The following is a 17,784-nucleotide window of genomic DNA, read 5'->3' on the forward strand; positions in this document are numbered from 1 at the left end:
GAGAGGCGCTGTCGGGTGCAACCGGGTATGAACTCAACAGCGACACGCAAACGGCCGCTTACGAGCCCGGTTCTGCTCGCTATTGTGAACACCCTGTTCGCTTCTTGCGCTCTTGTGTGAACGATCGCGATCAACGATCTGTCGCTGGGAAAGAATGGCTGTTCCGAGATTTTGGCACGGACATGGCGTAGAATGATTGATGGCGCCGGATTGCTCTGTTGGAAGCTTGTCGAGCGCCGCCTGAACGGAGCACTTTGATGAGCGAACTGCCTTTTGCCGCGACGACCCCGGTCAGCGTTGCCCGCGTCGGCTTGCGGGCGCGCGATGCAGACAATCTCGCTGCCTACTATCGCAAAGTGGTCGGTTTGCAGGAACTGAGCCGCGCCGGCGGCACGATTACGCTCGGCGCAGTCAATCGCCCTTTGCTCGACATCGAAGCGGATCCGGCCGCGAAACCCGATGACCCGCGCAGCGCCGGTCTTTTCCACACCGCCTTCCTGCTACCCAGCCGGGCCGATCTCGGCCGCTGGATCAATCACGCCATCGCCGGCAAGATCGGCATCGAGGGCGCATCCGATCATCTGGTCAGCGAGGCTCTTTACCTAACCGATCCGGAAGGCAACGGCATCGAGATCTATGCCGACCGCCGTCCGCAGGACTGGAAATGGAACGGTGACAAGATAGCGATGGCGACGGAGCGGCTGAACATTCCGTCGGTCGTTGCCGAGGTGCCGGCCGGCGACACCGGCTGGCAGGGCGCGCCGGAAAACAGCATTATCGGCCACGTCCATTTGCGGGTCGGCAGGCCGGAAGAAGCCGAAGCATGGTGGCATCAGGAGTTCGGTTTCGACACAGTGGCAAAGTACGGTGGCGCGGCGGTGTTCCTGTCGTCCGGCGGCTATCATCACCACATTGGCGCAAATGCGTGGCAGAGCGCGGGCGCCGGTCGCCGCGATCCCGCCCGCTCCGGCTTGGCTTGGGTCGAGATGCGCTCGGACAATGCCGCAAGCGAGACCACCCGCGAGGATCCGTGGGGCACGGTGATAAGGACGGTTCCCGGTAAGGCGTAGGTTAGAGGTTTGCTTTTTCGAACAAGCGGCCAAGCATGAGCAGGCCCGCTGGCCATACGCCGAGGCCGGCCTCGTTCCCCATATGGCCGAGATCGCCGGCATCGGCGATATCCGCGCCCCAGGCTGCGGCAAAAGCGGTCGCCTTGTCGAAGGTGACGCGCGGGTCGCTGCGGCTCGCCACCACCAATGCCGGGAAGGGCAGGCGCTTCAGCGGCATCGGCGCGAACGGGCGCACCGCGTCGAATGAGGGATCGGCATCCTCGACATTGGTCGCGGCAACCAGGAATGCCGCCGCGACCTTGTCGAGTTGGCTTTGACTGGCGCCGGCAGCCCACTTCACCGCCGTCGCCACCGCCAGCGAATGCGCAAGCAGCACGACGCGGCGCGGTGCGGCGGCCACCGCGGCATCCACCTGGCCGATCCAGTCTTCAGGCTTTGGCCGGTCCCACTCGGCCTGCAGCACGCGGCTCGAATTGGGGAACACCCGGCACCAATGCGACATCCAATGATCCGGCCCGGAATTGCCGCGCCCGGGCAGGGCAAGGAAATCGAAATCTCCGGCCGACGAAATCATCAGGCTTCTCCAAACACTCGGCTAAAGATCGTATCAACGTGCTTGGTATGATAGCCCAAGTCGAATTTCTCGCGGATCTCGGCCTCGGGCAAGGCTGCGACAACGTCCTTGTCGGCCAAAAGTTCCTCAAGAAAATCAGCGCCTTGCTCCCACACCTTCATGGCGTTGCGCTGCACCAGCCGGTAGGCGTCCTCGCGCGAAACACCGGCTTGCGTCAGCGCCAGCAGCACGCGCTGCGAATGCACAAGGCCACGGAATTTGTTCATGTTCTTCAGCATCTTGTCGGGGTAGACGAGCAGTTTGTCGACGACGCTGGTCAGCCGTGAGAGCGCGAAATCGAGCGTCACCGTCGCGTCGGGCCCAATCATGCGCTCGACCGAGGAATGCGAGATGTCGCGCTCGTGCCACAGCGCCACATTCTCCATTGCCGGCAATGCGAAGGAGCGCACCATGCGGGCAAGGCCGGTGAGGTTCTCGGTCAGCACCGGGTTGCGCTTGTGCGGCATCGCCGACGAGCCCTTCTGTCCGGGTGAAAAGTACTCTTCTGCTTCAAGTACCTCGGTGCGCTGCAGATGGCGCACCTCGATCGCCAGCCGCTCGATCGACGAGGCGATGACGCCGAGCGTGGCGAAGAACATCGCGTGGCGGTCGCGCGGGATCACCTGCGTCGACACCGGCTCCGGCTTCAGTCCGAGTTTCTTGGCCACGTATTCTTCGACATAGGGGTCGATATTGGCGAAGGTGCCGACCGCACCGGAGATGGCGCAGGTAGCGATGTCCTCGCGTGCATGCACCAGCCTCTCGCGGCAACGCGAGAATTCGGCATAGGCCTGCGCCAGCTTGACGCCGAAGGTGGTCGGCTCGGCATGGATGCCGTGGCTGCGGCCGATGGTGATGGTGTCCTTGTGCTCGAAGGCGCGGCGCTTGAGCGCCGCAAGCAGCCCGTCAATGTCGGCCAGCAGGATGTCGCTGGCGCGGGTGAGCTGCACGGCAAAACAGGTGTCGAGGACGTCGGAGGATGTCATGCCCTGGTGGATGAAGCGGGCATCCGGCCCGACGAATTCGGCAAGATGGGTGAGAAAGGCGATGACGTCATGCTTGGTGACCCGCTCGATCTCGTCGATGGCTTCGACATCGAATTTTGCCGCCCCGCCTTTCTCCCAGATGGTCTTGGCGGCCTCCTTCGGGATGACGCCGAGCTCGGCCAATGCGTCGCAGGCGTAGGCCTCGATCTCGAACCAGATGCGGAACCGGGTTTCGGGGGACCAGATGGCCACCATTTCCGGCCGGGAGTAGCGAGGGATCATCAGTCGGTCCTGACTTGCGAGAGCATTTGCCCGCGTCCTAACAGAGGCAGGCAAAATGCTCAACGTTGCTGGCGCGCAAACCAGACACTGACGACAGCGAGCGCAATGAAACCGAGCGGAAAATACAGCCGGATGCCAAGGACGACGAACTGGTAGAGTGCCGTCAACATCGTGAACACAAACTGGAAAACCCAGGTGATGGTGAACGCGGGCGCATGCCATTGGACATAGTAGGAGCGGTATTGCAGCCCAAAGAGGCCGCCGGTGACGGCGATCGTCGCTGCGAGAAGGCAGACGAAGGCGGCGGCGAGGGCGATTTCCCAGTGGCGTCCGAGCGAGACGAGCCGCGCCAGAAACAGCCCAACCGGGAAGGCCAGCGCGCCGCCGGCAGCATAAAGCAGCGAGACGAAGCGGACCTTCGCCGGGGTCTCCCAATCGTACAACAGCAGATTGAGCAGCGCGCTGGCGCCCATCGCCATGGCCCACAGCAAGGCACCGGCAAATGCGGTGCGCAGCGACGGCAGAGCACGGCGGAGACGGCGCAGAGCGCGATAGCGCATGGCGGGGAACTTCACAGGCGACCGGTTACCGCGATCCAGCGATAGTCCGGCCCTTCGAAGCCGTATTGGCGCACCGCGATCAGCACGGCATAGGCGCTGAGGCTATCCAGCGAAAATGTCTGAACCGCGCCGATCTGGTAGCCATTCGGACAGCCTCTGCTTTGCGGGATCGATTTGTCCTCGTGAATGATCCTCGTCTGGCCGCCATCCTTCGCCTCGATGCGCAGCAGGCGAAAGCCATTGATCTCGCCCTGGCTCTGGCAGCGTTCGGTGTCGTTCATGCCGATCTGGTCGAGCCGGAACTCGAGCGGATCGTCGACCGGCGAGAAGATCGGGCGAGGATTGACCACCATGCGGAAGGGATCGGCAGAAAGCTCGGTCACCGGGTTGAAGCCGGCGGTGATGCCGCGATTTGCCGTGAGTTCCGCCTGACGGACGATCGCTTCGCCCCTTTGCCGGGCCTGCAGCCGCGCTGCGGCCACCGTGGCATTCTCGTCGTCGAGCCGGACACGTATCGGCGAGCCCTTCAGGAAACTGTCGTCGGCCGTGTCGATATAATAGCGGGTCGCATAGGGAAATCCCGATCCGTCCTGGACGCCGTATTCCTCGAAGGCAAAGACCCCGCCATCACTGCTGAAGCCGAGGATCTCAAGCTCGGCGACATCGCCTGCGTAGGCGGCGGCCAAAGTTGCAAGCGGGGCAAGCAGGCAGACTGCAAACAGGGCAAGATTTCGCATGGGGCTTTCCATTCCGGCGGTCGACGCCGTTAAATTCCTATCACGATGCCGTCAAAAGATCGTGCTGACTGAAACACAAAGTCGATGCATCCAATCCGGCCGCCGTTTGTTATTGTCGGCAGCTTCACCGCATTGTGCCTTCCGAAAATCAGAATCGATTTTCGGAAGGCACGATGCATTGATTCAAAATGTTTAGAGCGTCGTTTGCGCGTTCAAAAGGACGCGCGGCGCTCTAAGGGAGACCCCCATGACAGATGCAGCCAAGATTCGCGAACGTATGGAAGTGATCGGCGCCGACGGCGTCCATGTCGGTACCGTCGACAAGGTTGACGGAGATCGCATAAAGCTGACCAAGCGCGACAGCGGCGAGGGTGCTCACAGGGGCCATCACCACTTCATTCCTCTCAGCCTTGTCGCCGAGGTCGAGGGCCAGAAGGTGCGGCTGTCGGCAAATTCGGATGTTGCGGTCACCTTCGAGGAAGAAAAATCCGAACCCACCTGATCATAATCCAGTTTGATTACGGCTCACCCGAATGAGCGTTGCGCGTTCAGCGCGACGACCAGACCGGGAACAGATCGCCCTCGGCCGGCGTCGCGGCAAAGACGCCGCGGCTGATGGCGCGCGCCATCGTGGCGCCGGCCGCGGCGTAGAGATCGACGGCATCGTTGGGTGCGAGCTCGATGCCGCTCTTGCCCGTTGCCAGCGCGAAGACCAGATCGCCGTCTGCGGGCGTGTGCGTCGGCCAAATGGCACGGACAAAGCCGTCATGCGCCGATATCGCCAGGCGTTTGGCGGCGGCCTTCGTGAGTACCGCATCGGTGGCGATCACGGCGATGGTCGTGTTGGCGCCGGTTTCCGCCTGCTCTGCCGCATGCCTGTCACGGAACTTCAGCAGGACCATTCTGGCATCGTCAGGCATCGGGTGGGGATAGCCTAACCCGCCGAACTCGTCGCCGATCTCGAACGGCGCCGCCCAGAAATGGCGGGTCCCTGCGACCGTCACCGAGCCGGTCGGGTTGACGGCGGCGAGCGCGCCGATGGTGACGCCGCTGTCCAGCACCGTCGAGGCCGAGCCGAGCCCGCCCTTCAGGCCGGAGCTCAAAGCCCCGCTACCTGCGCCGGCAGTGCCGAGCGCAAAGTCCATCGCGGCGGCTTGCGCGGCTTCGTAGCCAAGGTCACGGTAAGGCGGATACCGGCCCCAATCCTTGTCGCCGCCATTGCGCAGATCGAACAGGATCGCCGCCGGCACGATCGGCACGCGAAAGCCGCCGACCTCGACGCCGATGCCCCTTTCACGCAATGCCGCCTGCACCCCCGACGCGGCGTCGAGGCCAAAAGCCGACCCGCCCGAAAGCACCACGGCATGGATGGCGTGGATCGAATTGTGCGGCTCGAGCAGGTCGGTTTCGCGGGTGCCCGGCGCACCGCCCAGGATTTGCACGCCGGCCACGGCCGGTTCGTCGCAGATGACGGTGGTCACACCGGATTTCAGCTTGGCATTCGCCGCATTGCCGACACGCAGGCCGGCGACGTCCGTGATGAGATTGCGCGGACCCGTATGGAACATCCCTGTGCTGGACATCATTGGCTCTCCGCCGGCGCGAAACGGCCGCCGTCGAAACGGTAGGCTCGATAAGGATTTTGCGTCAGGTCACCTTTTTCGTCAAAGCGGATCGGTCCGATCGCCGTGGTGAAGTCATGCGCGGTCAGCACGTTGGCCAGCCTCTCGCCGGAGCTTTGCGGCAATGCTGAAGCCGCCTTGGCGATCTCGACCGCGGCATAGGCGGGAAGCGTGTAACCTTCCGGCACGATGTTTTGTGCTGCAAAGCTTTGCAGTACCTTGGGGTCGGCGACGTCGGCCCATTCGGGCGGCGCGATCATCAGCGTGCCGACGGCATAAGGCACGTCGCCGAGCGGCGCGCGCAACGCTTCGCCGCCGGCAAACACCATGCCGGTATTTAGCTGGCCGGCATCCCGGCCCATAATGGCGACATCATCGCCGTCGCCGCCGGCAAAGACATGCGTTGCGCCGGCTTTCTTCAGCCGGCCGATCAGGCCGATCTGGTTGTCGAGCTGCGGCCGGAACGTGTCGACGAACACCGGCTTCAGAGCCGCTTGCTCGGCGGCTGCCCGAAACGTCTCGGCCATTTCGCGGCCATAGATCGTGCCGTCGTCGACTATGGCGAACAGCTCGGTTTGCCATAGGCGGGTGAGGATGGCAGCGACGGCATTGCGCTCGTCGTCGCCGCGCGGCCCGAGACGATAGATCGGCCATCCGGTCTTGGCGCGCCGGTCGGTCAGGCTTTCCGTGCGCACGCCGACGGTGATCACCGGTATGCCGGCATCCTTGAGGATCGGCAGAGCCGCCTCGATTGCGTCGGTGCACAAAAACCCGATGACGACGTTGACCTTGGCCGCGGTGAACTCCCGCGCGGCGGCGGCGCCACCGTCGGCCGTGCAGGCGTCATCGATCGACTTGATTTCGGCATCGTTCGCTTCAGCCGCCATTGTCGCGCCGGCCTCGATCTGTTTGCCGAGGATCGCCGACGGCCCCGACAAAGGTGCCGCGACGCCGACCAGCAGCGTCTCGGCATTTGCACTGCAGGCGACCGAGAGCCAGGCCAGCACCGCTATCGTGGTTGTCCAAGGTCGCATGCGAGCGAAGAATTCCTCCACGCCGGTCGCGTGGTTGCCGGCGCCAATGCCGTCAAGACCTAAAGGCTGGCCAGCTTTGGCGCAACACGCGAATTCGGGATATAGGTCAAGCACTTCGCTTGTGGCCTGCAATATCCCCCCATATATAACGGTTGGTTCTGACTAGTGGAAAATCATCGGTGCTGAAGAAGAATGACATCGGGCCGCAGGCCTACCGCGACGCGATGGCCCATTTTGCTGGCCATGTGCATGTAGTCACCACCGATGGCCCTGCCGGCAGGCGCGGCGCGACGGTGATCGCGGCCTGCTCGGTGTCGGACACGCCGCCAACCATCCTGGTTTGCCTCAATCGTGAAAATCCCAAGAACGAGCCGTTCGTGGAAAACGGCAAATTTGCCCTGAACACGCTGGCTTCGGATCAGGAGCCGCTGTCGATCGGCTTTTCCGGCATTACCGGCCTGCCGGTCGAGGAGCGTTTCGCGTTGGCCGAATGGGATGTGATCTCGACCGGTGCGCCGACGCTGAAGGGCGCGCTCGCCGTCTTCGACTGCGAACTGATCGACTCCAAGGATCTGGCCACCCACCGTGTGCTTTTTGGCAAGGTTACAGGTTTGCGCATCGGCGATAATTTGCGGCCGCTGATCTATCACAACCGCGGCTACCACGCTTTGTAGAGGCTTTCAGATGGCCGCGCCCGCGAAGACAGAATGACCGAGTTGAAAACCGCGTCCGGCGCCGCGGATGATCGACGAGACGCTCGATCTGTTGACCCGTGCGGATTATGTGGCGGACCGGTCGCTGGCGACCGTGCTGTTTTTATGCGTTCGGTCGACGCGCGCCCGTGGATCCAGGCTGGCGCGAAGCGCGTCGCATAACCACATGTCTGCCAGGGAGAAAATCATGGAACACAGTATCTATCTCGATGAGGCCCGCGATCCGCTGATCATCGCGGAGGGCTGGATGAAGGACGGCAAGGATGTCGCCATTGCCACCGTGGTCGAGACCTGGGGCTCGGCGCCGCGCCCGGTCGGCAGCCACCTGGTCATCGACGCCGAAGGCAATTTCCACGGCTCCGTCTCGGGCGGCTGCGTCGAAGGCGCCGTGGTCACCGAGGCGGTCGATGTTATCGATAGCGGCAAGGCCAAAATGCTCGAATTCGGCGTCGCAGACGAGACCGCCTGGCAAGTCGGCCTGTCATGCGGCGGCCGCATCAAGGTCTATGTAGAAAGATTGAGTTGATCTCGAATGGATCCCTATGCGCTGAAGACACTCAACGCCGAACGCCGCGCCCGCCGCGCGGCAATCCTGGTCACCGATCTCGGCGACGGCCGCGACCGTGTCGTGCGCGAGGGCGACCGGGTAGCCGGCGAACTCGGGGCGGCCATCGCCAAGGCATTTCGCACGGGCAATTCCGGTTCGGTCGAAGCTGAGGGACGGACCTTCTTCCTCAACGCACATCTGCCGCAGCCGCGCCTGGTGGTGATCGGCGCCGTCCACATCAGCCAGGCGCTGGCACCGATGGCCAGGATCGCCGGCTATCCTGTCGAGATCATCGATCCGCGCACGGCCTTTGCCACGCCCGATCGTTTTCCCGATATCGCGCTGCATGCCGAATGGCCAGAGGATGTGCTGACGCGTCAGCCGCTCGATAGCTATACGGCGCTGGCTGCTCTCACCCACGATCCGAAGATCGACGATTTCGCGCTGAAGGCGGCGCTCGACGCCGGCTGCTTTTATGTCGGCGCGCTCGGCAGCCGCAAGACCCACGCCAAACGTGTGGAACGCCTGCTGGCTTCGGGAGCGACCGCCGACCAGATCGCCCGCATTCATGCCCCGATCGGCCTCGACATTGGGGCTGCCAGCCCGGCCGAGATCGCCGTCGCGGTGTTGGCGCAAGCGATCCACGCCTTTCGCTCCCGCGGCCTCGAATCCAAAGGCGCGGTCGCGTGAAATTTGGTCCCGTTGCGATCGATACGGCCGAAGGGGCAGTGCTTGCGCACGCCACCAAGGTCGGAGAGCGCCGCTTCCGCAAGGCGCACAGGCTAAGCGCCGGGGATGTGTCCCTGTTGAAGGCCGCTGGCATTTCCGAGGTCGTAGCGGCGGTGTTGGCGCCCGATGATCTCAGCGAGGACGTCGCTGCCGAAAAGATCGCCGCATCCATGATCCATCGCAACATCGAGGCGAAGCCCGCCGCGACCGGCAGGGTCAACCTCCACGCGCAGGCTGCCGGCATGTTCACCGTCGACGCGGCGATGATCAACGCCATCAACGGCGTCGATCCGACGATCACCATCGCCACGCTCGCGCAGCATGCGCCGGTCGAAAAAGGTCAGATGGTAGCAACGGTGAAGATCATCCCATTTGCGGTCGCCTCCGCTTTGGTCGATGCCGTGGCAAGGATCTGCGCCGGCGGCGAGATATTTGCGGTCAACGCCTATCAACCGGTGCGCGTCGGCGTCATCCAGACGGTGCTGCCCGGCATCAAACCCAGCGTGCTCGACAAGACGCTGCGCGTCACCGAAGCACGCCTGGCGCGTTCGGGCGGCAGGCTGACGGCGGAGCGTCGAACGCCGCATGAAATTATCCCCGTCGCCGAGGCTGCGGCCTCGCTGATCCGCGACAACGATATGGTGGTGATCTTCGGCGCTTCGGCGATGGCCGATTTCGGCGACATCGTTCCTGCTGCGATCGAAAGGGCGGGCGGCACTGTCATCCGCGCCGGCATGCCGGTCGATCCCGGCAATCTGCTGGTGCTAGGCACTCTAGGCGGCAAGCGCATCATCGGTGCGCCGGGCTGCGCCCGCAGTCCCAAGGAGAACGGCTTCGACTGGGTGCTCGACCGGCTGATCGCCGGTCTCGACGTGACCGCCAGGGATATTGCCGGCATGGGTGTCGGCGGGCTGTTGATGGAAATTCCGACGCGGCCGCAACCGCGCGAGCCATTGCCGGCCAAAGCCGAACCAAAGGTCGAGATCGTGCTTCTGGCCGCCGGCCGCTCCAGCCGCATGGGCGGGCCGAACAAGCTCTTGGCGCTGTTCGACGGCAAGCCGCTGGTCCGTCGCACTGCCGAACGCGCGGTCGGTTCGAAAGCCGCGGCCACCATCGTCGTCACTGGCCACCAGCGCGAGCGCGTGCGAGATGCACTGTCTGGCCTCGATATGACCTTCGCCGACAATCCGGATTTCGGCGAGGGTCTGTCTTCGTCGCTGAAGGCCGGCATCGCCAAGATTTCCGGCGACGCCGCCGGCGCCATGATTGTCCTCGGCGATATGCCCGGCGTCGCCTCGGCCGACCTCGACAGGCTGATCGAGGCGTTCTGCAGGTCCGAAGGCCGATCGGTGGTGCGGGCCTCGCACGATGGGCGGCGCGGCAATCCCGTGCTGCTGCCGCGTTCGCTGTTTGCCGCGATCGCTCACCTCGAAGGCGATACCGGGGCCCGCCATCTGGTCGAGGCCGAAGGGTTCGACGTCATCGACGTCGAGATCGGCGAAGGGGCAGCCGTCGATGTCGACACGCGCGAGGCGCTGGAAAGCGCTGGCGGCGTGCTGCAGGATTGACAAACCGAAGCCGAAAAACGCATGGCTGAGGGATGGCCTTTCGTTCCTGCTTCCGGTTCCGCTTGCCTCCCTCCGGCCTCCCGGCCCTGCTGATGGCGATTCTTTTGTCGCTCTCTCGTGCAGCCTACGCCAACGCTCTCGAACTCAAACCCTTCAAGGACGATCTGTTCGCATATCCGGCCACACTTTCGTCCGAAAGCAACGGCGCCTATACGGTCATCGATTATCGTGAGCTGCGCGATATCAACGCCCGCGACGAAGTGCCTGAGCGCCGGGTGCATGCGCAATACACCGATATCGGTGTGCGCAAGGTGCAGCAGGATTTGTTGCTGAAGACCGATGCCGGCGATGTCCGCCACATCGCGGTCGGCAACGCCGAGGGCGCCAGCATCATCGTGCTCTATCTGCACGGGCAGGGCGGTAGCCGTAAGCAGGGTGCTGACGATTTCACTTTCGGCGGCAATTTCAACCGTATCAAGAACCTGATGGCCGGTAATGGCGGCCTCTATCTGTCGCCGGATTTTTCCGATTTCGGTGACACCGGTGCCGCCCAGATCGCCGCATTGATCGGCCACTATGCCGAACAGTCGCCGCGCGCAAAAATCTTCGTCGCCTGCGGCTCTATGGGCGGCGCGTTGTGCTGGAAGCTGGCAGGCCGCAAGGACTCCGGCGGGCGCATCGACGGGCTGCTGCTGCTCGGCTCGCTGTGGGACGAGAGTTTCTTCTCAAGCTCCGCATTCAAGCGCCGTGTGCCGGTCTTCTTCGGCCAGGGCAGCAAGGACCCGGTGTTTCCAATCGAGAAACAGGAAGCCTTCTTCCGATCGATTCTGGGCAAATCGAAAGCCTACCCGACCCGCTTTGTCCGCTTCGAGACCGGCACACATGGCACGCCGATCCGCATGACCGACTGGCGGGACACACTCAACTGGATGTTATCGAAGGTCCCTTAGGGCGCGGTGTTGTAGTCGAGCACGGTCTGCGGGTTGATCTCGCCGTCATAAGAGGCATCGACCTCATACTGCACCAGCGAGAAATTGCCGTGGCGAAACAGGTAGGTGCCGGCCGACGAGGCGTCGCCGACGCCGCGCCATTTGTTCGAGGATGAAATCGTTTTGGTGGCCTCGTCATATTCGGAGTTGACCAACTGGTCGTCGGTCTGGAAGCCGATGATGTTGATGCCCTCGACCTTGCCTTCGCTATTGTTGTTCTCATAGCGAATATCGAGTTCCGGTGACGCGAATTGCAATTGCCGGACGCCCGATACGTCGTCGTAGATGTAATAGACTGCGCTCTCATTGTAGGCGGCCATCGAGCAGAAAAAGCGAAACAGCCGTGTCTCGCGTTCGGGCTCGTTTTCGGCCGCCCCCGCATCCTTGTAGCGGAGCGAGTAGGCGTCCGGCTCTCCTCGCGGATCGCCGCCGGGCATGTCCTTGTCGCATTGGTCGCCATAGGTCGCTGCGAAGGCCTTCTTGGCCTGCTCAAGCGCTGCGTCCTTCTTCGGCGGCGTCGGTCCTTCGCCGCAGCTTGCCGGCACGGCATCCTCGAAATCGGCCTTTGAGGGTTTCAGCGCACCCTTGTCGATGAAGATCGAGCGAAATGGCGGTTCCTGGATCGAAGCGTTGATCTGGCGCAGCGTGTAGCAACCGGCAAAGACATTCTCGCTGCCGTCGTTGGCCGTCGCCCGGATGGCGACGGGGACGCTGTAATAGATGCTGCCGGCAGCACCGTCTTCGGACACACCACCGATTTTGACTTCGACCGTGTCGGTGCCGTCATAGCCTTTGACGAAAGCATCGAAGTCCTTGGCCGGCTTGGTGTCGCCGAAATAGTCCCAGGCGCGCGCGAATTCGTGCCGGCTGATGGCACTATAAAGCGACCGGATGACCGCTTCGGCATCCGACCTGTCGTCTATGTAAGGCGCGTCGGCGGCGAGCACCGGTTGGCTGGTAGCGGCAAGGGAGAAAAAAGCGGTCGCTGCAAAAAGGGCGCGTCTCATCGGGAACCTCCACTCGATGAAAAATCCTATCATATCGATTGCGGCGGCGTGGTGACGCTTGAACAATCGCCTGCGAAAGCGCTACCTCTCGCCGTGGGCAGTCGGGCCGCGTGGAGATTTCTTGTGACCATATCAATGTATGAAGCATCCGTGCCGGTATTTTCGGCGAGGCTGAAGGCACTAGCCAATGTGCTGAACATTGCCGAGCAAAATGCCGCTGATCGCAAGATCGACCCGCAGGTGTATCTCACGGCGAGGCTGGCGCCGGACATGTTCGCCCTGACCAGGCAGGTACAGATTGCCACCGATCACGCCAAGGGCGCGCCGTCGCGGCTTGCCGGGCGCGAGGTGCCAAAATACGAGGACAATGAGGCGAGCTTCGCTGATCTGCAGGCCCGCCTTGCCAAGACATTGGCTCATCTCGCGACATTTTCGGCGGCCGAATTCGATGGTTCAGATGACAGGATGATCGAACTGCGGCTTGCGGCACGCGAGGTGTCGATGCCGGGAATGCAGTATCTGCTGCATGCCGCCATGCCCAATTTCTACTTCCACCTGACCACCGCCTACGACATCCTGCGCCACAACGGCGTGCCATTGGGCAAGTCGATCTTCCTCGGATTGCGTTGAGATTCGCTCGTGAGATATCCGCTGCGGCGGGATATCTCACGGCGCGCTGTTTAGCGTAGGGACATTTCCCGGGCGATGCGCGGGAAATCGGCCGGCTTGACGCCGATATCGGCGCGATCGGCATTGCTCATCGAATGGAGCAGCGCCAGTGCCGCACGATAACGCAGCTGTTCCCGCGGACGCGGACGGGCGAACATTTCAGTGAAGAACCCCATGATTCAAGCCCCTGTTGATCCTCCACGGTCTCCAATATAGCCGAATCGTGACGATTGTGCAGTGCAGCATTCGCATGGCAGCCATGCTGCCCCGATCTTTTTTGACATAATTCGGCTGTTCCGGCGAAACTTCTGCGGCGCTTCGACCGTAGGAGTCAGTGCCGGCACTTGGCCGGTTTTTGCTCGCCATTCCTGGCGAAATTCCGGACTGCATTCACATGCAGTCCGGCTTTTTTGTTAGCCGCAGGGAAAAACTCCGTTCGCCGGCATCCTGGGAAAGTCGCCTGGCCTGCCGTCGGTGGGCTTGGAAGCGGGCGGCGCTTTCCTGTATGCTATTGCTTCCTCCTCGCGCAGCCGCGCAAAATTCCCGCCGGAGAAACTCCATGCACAAACGCCGTCTCGGCCAGACCGATCTTTTCGTGTCGCAAATCTGCCTCGGATCGATGACCTGGGGCCAGCAGAACACCGAGGCGGACGGTCACGCCCAGATGGATCTGGCGTTTGCTCGCGGCGTCAATTTCATCGACACCGCCGAACTCTATCCGATCCCGCCCAAGGCGGAGACACAAGGCCGTACCGAGACAATCATCGGCAATTGGATGAAGGAGAAGCGCAATCGCGACCAGGTGATCATCGCCTCGAAGGTAGTTGGTCGCACCGCCAACAGTTGGTTTCGCGGCGACCGCCCGTCTAAGCTGGTGCGCGCCGATATCTTCGACGCTATCGATAAGTCACTCGCCAGGCTCAATACCGATTACATCGATCTCTACCAGATCCACTGGCCGGAACGCGACGTGCCGTGGGGCGCCAATCCGAACCGCATCGGCGCTGTGCCGCGACGCTCCGATGCCGCCGGCGTGCCGGAGGGCGAGACGTCGATCGCCGAGACGCTTGCCGTATTCGATGAACTGGTGAAGGCCGGCAAGATCCGCCATTTCGGCCTGTCGAACGAGAATTCCTGGGGCGTCATGCGTTTCATCGCCGAAGCCGACAAGGGCCTCGGCCCGCGCGTCGCCTCGCTGCAGAACGCCTATAATTTCGTCAATCGCACCTTCGAGGTGAACCTTGCCGAAGTCTGCGAGCGCGAGCAGGTGTCGCTGCTTGCCTATTCGCCGCTGGCGCAAGGCTATTTGACCGGCAAATACGATCATGGCGCGCGGCCGCAGGGCTCGCGCTCGCAGTTGTTCAACCGCGGCCAGCGCTACGAGACTCCGAATGCTGCCGAGGTGCAGCTCGAATACAACCGGTTGGCGCGCACCTTCGGCATGGAGCCGGCGCTGTTTGCCAATGCCTATATCTCGAACCGGCCCTTGGTCACCTCGAACATCATCGGCGCCACCACCATTTCGCAACTCGAAATGGCGCTCTCTTCCGCCGACGTGGTCTGGACCGAGGACATGCAGAAAGCCGTTGATGCGATCCACCAGCGCGTCGGCAATCCGTGCCCTTGATGCGTCGGGACGTGGTTGTCCGATCGTCATAAGGAGAGGGGAACAGCCGTGGACTTCCGGATCGACGCGGTGCGCGCGAAATTTCCGGCTTTGTCGCTGACCGACAAGAGCCGCCGGCGCATCTATCTCGACAATCCTGCCGGCACGCAGGTCCCGCAGGCGGTGGCGGATGCAGTATCGCGTTGCTTGCTGACCACCAATGCCAACCTCGGCGGCTTCTTCGAGACCACCGTTGCCGCACAAGATATCGTGGACGAGGCCCATCTGGCGATGGCGGATTTTCTCGGCGCTGCGAGCCCGCAGGAAATCATCATCGGTGCCAACATGACGACATTGACCTACCACATGTCGCGAACGCTCGGCCGCACGATGAAGCCCGGGGACGAGATCATCCTCACCCGCATGGACCATGAGGGCAACGTCTCACCCTGGCTGCAACTGGCTGAAGACCTTGGCCTTGTCGTGCGCTGGCTGCCTTTCGACCAGCAGAGCTGGCAGATCGAGGAGGCGGCGCTCGCCGCGCTGCTTTCCGAGAGGACGCGGCTCGTCGCGCTCAACTACGCCAGCAATCTCACCGGGTCGATCAACCGGGTGAAGGCGTTGACCGGCATCGCCAGGCGGGCTGGTGCGTTGGTCTACGTCGATGCCGTCCAGTTCGCGCCGCATGGCCTGATCGACGTCCAAAACCTCGGCTGCGATTTCCTGATCTGCTCGGCTTACAAGTTCTTCGGCCCGCATATGGGAATTTTGTGGGGCAGGCTGGACGTTATCGATGCGCTTAAGCCGTATAAATGCCGTTGCTCGTCCAATGCCTTGCCGGAGCGCTTCGAGCTCGGCACGCCGCAAATTGAATTGATGGCCGGCCTGTCGGCGGCTGTCGATTATTTTGCCGAGTTGGGCGCGGCAGCCGGCGCGCAAGGATCGCGTCGGCTGAAAATCGCCAAGGCCTTCGAAGTTTCAATCGCTTACGAGAACCCGCTGGCGCAACAGCTGATCGACGGTCTGTCGGATATTGCCGGCCTGACCATCCACGGCATCACCGATCCGAAGCGGATCAATGAGCGTGTGCCGACGGTGTCGTTCACTGTCGAAGGCATCGTGCCGGAGACGATCGTGCGGCAGATGAATGCCGAAAACATCTTCCTGTGGTCCGGCCACAACTACGCCTGGGAGATCGTCCACCAGCTCGGCATTCCGGCCGAGCAGGGGGTGGTGCGCATCGGCATCGCTCATTACAACACTTCAGTCGAAATCGACGAGACGCTGGAGAGCGTGCACCGCGTTGTCGCCATGCTGAGGCAGGAACGATCCTGAGCGGCCCTCGCGGGCGGATCATCGCTTGTGGGCGCCGCCAAAACCGGTGAGGAAGGCGGTGAGATTGTCGCCGAGCTCGTCGCAGAGATAGCCGCCTTCCTGGACGATGACCGTTGGCAAGCCGAGCCCGGCGATCACCTCGCCAATGCGCGAAAAACCAGGCGTGCTCACCGACAGCCCGCCGAACGGATCGCCTTCGAAGGCATCTAGCCCCAGCGCCACCACAAGCGCATCGGGCGAGAAGGCGTTGATGCGCTGGAACGATGCCTCCAGCGCTTCGAGGAACGCTGCATCGCCGGATTTGCGCGGCAGCGGCAGGTTGAGATTGTAGCCGAGGCCGGCGCCTTCGCCGCGCTCGTCGCCATAGCCCCAGAAAAACGGGTAGAAGCGCACCGGGTCGGCATGCAGCGACACGGTGAGCACGTCCGGCCGGGCATAGAAGATGCCCTGCGTGCCATTGCCGTGGTGCAGGTCGACATCGAGGATCGCCACCCGCGCCGCCTGCCTGCGCAGAACCTGTGCGGCGACCGCCGAATTGTTGATGAAGCAGAAGCCGCCGGCGACATCGGCAAAGGCGTGATGGCCGGGCGGCCGGCACAGCGCATAGGCGGCCGGCGCTCCCGACATCACCGCCTCGGCGGTTTCAACCGCGCTCCAGGCGCTCCAAAGCGCGCTCTGCCACGTCTCGCCGGAGATCGGGCAGGCGGTGTCGGCCATGTGGTAGCCGGCCTGGCCGACCGCCGAGGCCGGATAGGAGCCGTTCCGCGCGATCGGATGGATATTGGGGATGACCTCGGCCGAGGCGCCCTCGATGCGCTGCCAGCGCGGGAAGATATGCTGGAGGAAATCGAGATATTCGGGCGTATGCACCGCCGCAATCGGGCCGAGCCCATGATCCCGCGGCCGTTCAATCGTGCAGCCGGCAGCTTTTGCGCCGGCTAGCAACCGCTCGATCCGTTCGGGCTTTTCCGGATTGGGCTGCGGCGCCCCGCTGGAGAGGAACGCCTTCGGGTCGTGGCGCTTCTGTTCTTCGGCATAGAAGGCTTTCATGTTGGCTCCTCCGGTGCATCGGCAAAGGCGAAAAAGGCGTCGCCGACGATCTTCTGCACCTGCTCGTAGCTCGACCAGGCAATGCCCAACCGTTCGTAAAAAGCCTTGGCGGTCTCGTTGTTGGTGTCGACGGACAGCCTGAGATAGACGCCGCCGTCCTTCCGGCACTGCGCCGCGACCCGGCGCAGCAGACGCTCGCCGATCCTGCGGCCGCGAAACCGGTCCTCGACATAGAGGTCCTGCACATAGACGCCGGGCCGTCCCATCCATGTCGAGAAGATCGGAAAATACAGGCAAAGCCCGGCAAATTCGCCACCGACTTCGGCGATCAAGGTAGAGAAGGCAGGCTTTTCGCCAAAGCCATAGGTGCGGAGATCCTGAGCTGTCGAGGTGATCTCCTGATGTGCGCCGACATGCGCGCCGAGCCGCAGGAGTGCGGCGTGGATGGTTTCGACGTCCTCGACGGTCCCGGGCCGGATGTTGATCTCGGGCAAAGCGACAGTCACTGGAGGTACGATGCCAAGGCACCCCCCTCTGGCCTGCCCTCTTTACGACTACTTGGCATCTCCCCCTCAAGGGGGGAGATCGGATCACCTCCGCGTTCGCCAATCTCCAACGCTGAAAAAGGCGCAGGACGGCGAAGCTGCCAATCTCCCCCCTTGAGGGG

At 62.9% G+C, this 17,784-nt stretch carries 20 protein-coding genes; 10 read left to right on the forward strand and 10 right to left on the reverse strand.

From position 1 onward, the window contains the following. Positions 1 to 257 precede the first annotated feature (257 nt). Positions 258 to 1,070 carry a VOC family protein gene (locus tag NKJ23_RS29875; RefSeq protein WP_352590699.1) on the forward strand — a complete coding sequence of 271 codons (813 nt, stop codon included), beginning with the start codon at positions 258 to 260 and terminating at the stop codon, positions 1,068 to 1,070. A 1-nt stretch (position 1,071) separates the two neighbouring features. On the opposite strand, the gene NKJ23_RS29880 is transcribed toward NKJ23_RS29875, so the two are convergent. The 4 genes from NKJ23_RS29880 to NKJ23_RS29895 are packed head-to-tail and all read right to left on the reverse strand — an operon-like array spanning position 1,072 to position 4,248. Continuing rightward, on the reverse strand, positions 1,072 to 1,644 hold the full coding sequence (locus NKJ23_RS29880) for an RBBP9/YdeN family alpha/beta hydrolase (RefSeq protein ID WP_352684203.1): 573 nt from the start codon (positions 1,642 to 1,644) through the stop codon (positions 1,072 to 1,074). Beyond that, complete coding sequence (gene purB / locus NKJ23_RS29885) at positions 1,644 to 2,951, reverse strand: adenylosuccinate lyase (protein WP_352684206.1); 1,308 nt, start codon at positions 2,949 to 2,951, stop codon at positions 1,644 to 1,646. The genes NKJ23_RS29880 and purB overlap by 1 nt, the downstream gene beginning before the upstream one ends. A 59-nt stretch (positions 2,952 to 3,010) precedes the next feature. Beyond that, the gene (locus NKJ23_RS29890) at positions 3,011 to 3,511 is read right to left on the reverse strand and encodes a hypothetical protein (RefSeq protein WP_352637837.1); all 501 of its coding nucleotides are present in this window, start codon (positions 3,509 to 3,511) and stop codon (positions 3,011 to 3,013) included. An 11-nt stretch (positions 3,512 to 3,522) separates the two neighbouring features. Further along, a complete protein-coding gene (locus tag NKJ23_RS29895; RefSeq protein WP_352684207.1) occupies positions 3,523 to 4,248 on the reverse strand; it encodes a DUF2259 domain-containing protein in 726 nt (241 codons plus the stop codon). Positions 4,249 to 4,495: 247 nt separating this feature from the next. On the opposite strand from NKJ23_RS29895, the gene NKJ23_RS29900 reads away from it, so the two are divergent. Beyond that, positions 4,496 to 4,750: a DUF2171 domain-containing protein gene (locus NKJ23_RS29900; protein WP_023674734.1), complete on the forward strand. Its 255-nt coding sequence runs from the start codon at positions 4,496 to 4,498 to the stop codon at positions 4,748 to 4,750. Between the two features lie 46 nt (positions 4,751 to 4,796). On the opposite strand, the gene NKJ23_RS29905 is transcribed toward NKJ23_RS29900, so the two are convergent. Together NKJ23_RS29905 and NKJ23_RS29910 are read right to left on the reverse strand one after the other, a co-directional pair. Continuing rightward, positions 4,797 to 5,816: a P1 family peptidase gene (locus tag NKJ23_RS29905; protein ID WP_352684244.1), complete on the reverse strand. Its 1,020-nt coding sequence runs from the start codon at positions 5,814 to 5,816 to the stop codon at positions 4,797 to 4,799. Positions 5,817 to 5,830: 14 nt separating this feature from the next. Then, positions 5,831 to 6,904 carry a branched-chain amino acid ABC transporter substrate-binding protein gene (locus tag NKJ23_RS29910; RefSeq protein ID WP_352590714.1) on the reverse strand — a complete coding sequence of 358 codons (1,074 nt, stop codon included), beginning with the start codon at positions 6,902 to 6,904 and terminating at the stop codon, positions 5,831 to 5,833. Positions 6,905 to 7,083: 179 nt separating this feature from the next. Between NKJ23_RS29910 and NKJ23_RS29915 the strand changes: the two genes are divergently transcribed. From NKJ23_RS29915 to NKJ23_RS29935, 5 genes are all read left to right on the forward strand, one after another. Further along, the gene (locus NKJ23_RS29915; RefSeq protein WP_352457772.1) at positions 7,084 to 7,578 is read left to right on the forward strand and encodes a flavin reductase; all 495 of its coding nucleotides are present in this window, start codon (positions 7,084 to 7,086) and stop codon (positions 7,576 to 7,578) included. A gap of 226 nt (positions 7,579 to 7,804) precedes the next feature. Then, positions 7,805 to 8,143 carry an XdhC family protein gene (locus NKJ23_RS29920; protein WP_352684210.1) on the forward strand — a complete coding sequence of 113 codons (339 nt, stop codon included), beginning with the start codon at positions 7,805 to 7,807 and terminating at the stop codon, positions 8,141 to 8,143. 6 nt (positions 8,144 to 8,149) lie between these two features. Next, on the forward strand, positions 8,150 to 8,854 hold the full coding sequence (locus NKJ23_RS29925) for an XdhC family protein (protein ID WP_352684212.1): 705 nt from the start codon (positions 8,150 to 8,152) through the stop codon (positions 8,852 to 8,854). Then, positions 8,851 to 10,461, forward strand: coding sequence for an NTP transferase domain-containing protein (locus NKJ23_RS29930; protein WP_352684214.1), 1,611 nt, complete (start codon positions 8,851 to 8,853; stop codon positions 10,459 to 10,461). The genes NKJ23_RS29925 and NKJ23_RS29930 overlap by 4 nt, the downstream gene beginning before the upstream one ends. Before the next feature lie 92 nt (positions 10,462 to 10,553). Further along, positions 10,554 to 11,411: an alpha/beta hydrolase gene (locus tag NKJ23_RS29935; RefSeq protein ID WP_352684216.1), complete on the forward strand. Its 858-nt coding sequence runs from the start codon at positions 10,554 to 10,556 to the stop codon at positions 11,409 to 11,411. On the opposite strand, the gene NKJ23_RS29940 is transcribed toward NKJ23_RS29935, so the two are convergent. Next, on the reverse strand, positions 11,408 to 12,457 hold the full coding sequence (locus NKJ23_RS29940; protein ID WP_352684218.1) for a DUF1176 domain-containing protein: 1,050 nt from the start codon (positions 12,455 to 12,457) through the stop codon (positions 11,408 to 11,410). The genes NKJ23_RS29935 and NKJ23_RS29940 overlap by 4 nt on opposite strands. 123 nt (positions 12,458 to 12,580) lie before the next feature. Here NKJ23_RS29940 and NKJ23_RS29945 point away from each other — a divergent pair, with 123 nt between their 5' ends. After that, positions 12,581 to 13,087: a DUF1993 domain-containing protein gene (locus tag NKJ23_RS29945; protein WP_352684221.1), complete on the forward strand. Its 507-nt coding sequence runs from the start codon at positions 12,581 to 12,583 to the stop codon at positions 13,085 to 13,087. A 50-nt stretch (positions 13,088 to 13,137) separates the two neighbouring features. Here NKJ23_RS29945 and NKJ23_RS29950 read toward each other — a convergent pair whose 3' ends face one another. Next, positions 13,138 to 13,302 (reverse strand): hypothetical protein, encoded by a 165-nt coding sequence (locus NKJ23_RS29950; RefSeq protein WP_023674744.1) that lies wholly within the window; start codon positions 13,300 to 13,302, stop codon positions 13,138 to 13,140. Between the two features lie 383 nt (positions 13,303 to 13,685). On the opposite strand from NKJ23_RS29950, the gene NKJ23_RS29955 reads away from it, so the two are divergent. Then, positions 13,686 to 14,753 (forward strand): aldo/keto reductase, encoded by a 1,068-nt coding sequence (locus tag NKJ23_RS29955; RefSeq protein WP_352684223.1) that lies wholly within the window; start codon positions 13,686 to 13,688, stop codon positions 14,751 to 14,753. Between the two features lie 48 nt (positions 14,754 to 14,801). Further along, entirely contained in the window at positions 14,802 to 16,067 is a 1,266-nt protein-coding gene (locus NKJ23_RS29960) for a cysteine desulfurase-like protein (RefSeq protein ID WP_352684225.1), read from the forward strand. An 18-nt stretch (positions 16,068 to 16,085) separates the two neighbouring features. On the opposite strand, the gene NKJ23_RS29965 is transcribed toward NKJ23_RS29960, so the two are convergent. Further along, on the reverse strand, positions 16,086 to 17,117 hold the full coding sequence (locus tag NKJ23_RS29965; protein WP_352684227.1) for a histone deacetylase family protein: 1,032 nt from the start codon (positions 17,115 to 17,117) through the stop codon (positions 16,086 to 16,088). Then, positions 17,114 to 17,623: a GNAT family N-acetyltransferase gene (locus NKJ23_RS29970; RefSeq protein WP_352684228.1), complete on the reverse strand. Its 510-nt coding sequence runs from the start codon at positions 17,621 to 17,623 to the stop codon at positions 17,114 to 17,116. Before NKJ23_RS29970 ends, NKJ23_RS29965 begins: the two co-directional genes overlap by 4 nt. Positions 17,624 to 17,784 lie beyond the last annotated feature (161 nt).

The sequence above is a fragment of the Mesorhizobium sp. M0184 genome (assembly GCF_040322215.1).
In the GTDB taxonomy this organism is placed as follows: domain Bacteria; phylum Pseudomonadota; class Alphaproteobacteria; order Rhizobiales; family Rhizobiaceae; genus Mesorhizobium.

Coding starts and splice junctions, on each gene's coding strand:
- NKJ23_RS29875 (WP_352590699.1), top strand. CDS start 258: ATGAGCGAACTGCCTTTTGCCGCGACGACCCCGGTCAGCGTTGCCCGC.
- NKJ23_RS29880 (WP_352684203.1), bottom strand. CDS start 1,644: ATGATTTCGTCGGCCGGAGATTTCGATTTCCTTGCCCTGCCCGGGCGC.
- purB (WP_352684206.1), bottom strand. CDS start 2,951: ATGATCCCTCGCTACTCCCGGCCGGAAATGGTGGCCATCTGGTCCCCC.
- NKJ23_RS29890 (WP_352637837.1), bottom strand. CDS start 3,511: ATGCGCTATCGCGCTCTGCGCCGTCTCCGCCGTGCTCTGCCGTCGCTG.
- NKJ23_RS29895 (WP_352684207.1), bottom strand. CDS start 4,248: ATGCGAAATCTTGCCCTGTTTGCAGTCTGCCTGCTTGCCCCGCTTGCA.
- NKJ23_RS29900 (WP_023674734.1), top strand. CDS start 4,496: ATGACAGATGCAGCCAAGATTCGCGAACGTATGGAAGTGATCGGCGCC.
- NKJ23_RS29905 (WP_352684244.1), bottom strand. CDS start 5,816: ATGTTCCATACGGGTCCGCGCAATCTCATCACGGACGTCGCCGGCCTG.
- NKJ23_RS29910 (WP_352590714.1), bottom strand. CDS start 6,904: ATGCGACCTTGGACAACCACGATAGCGGTGCTGGCCTGGCTCTCGGTC.
- NKJ23_RS29920 (WP_352684210.1), top strand. CDS start 7,805: ATGGAACACAGTATCTATCTCGATGAGGCCCGCGATCCGCTGATCATC.
- NKJ23_RS29925 (WP_352684212.1), top strand. CDS start 8,150: ATGGATCCCTATGCGCTGAAGACACTCAACGCCGAACGCCGCGCCCGC.
- NKJ23_RS29935 (WP_352684216.1), top strand. CDS start 10,554: ATGGCGATTCTTTTGTCGCTCTCTCGTGCAGCCTACGCCAACGCTCTC.
- NKJ23_RS29940 (WP_352684218.1), bottom strand. CDS start 12,457: ATGAGACGCGCCCTTTTTGCAGCGACCGCTTTTTTCTCCCTTGCCGCT.
- NKJ23_RS29950 (WP_023674744.1), bottom strand. CDS start 13,302: ATGGGGTTCTTCACTGAAATGTTCGCCCGTCCGCGTCCGCGGGAACAG.
- NKJ23_RS29955 (WP_352684223.1), top strand. CDS start 13,686: ATGCACAAACGCCGTCTCGGCCAGACCGATCTTTTCGTGTCGCAAATC.
- NKJ23_RS29965 (WP_352684227.1), bottom strand. CDS start 17,117: ATGAAAGCCTTCTATGCCGAAGAACAGAAGCGCCACGACCCGAAGGCG.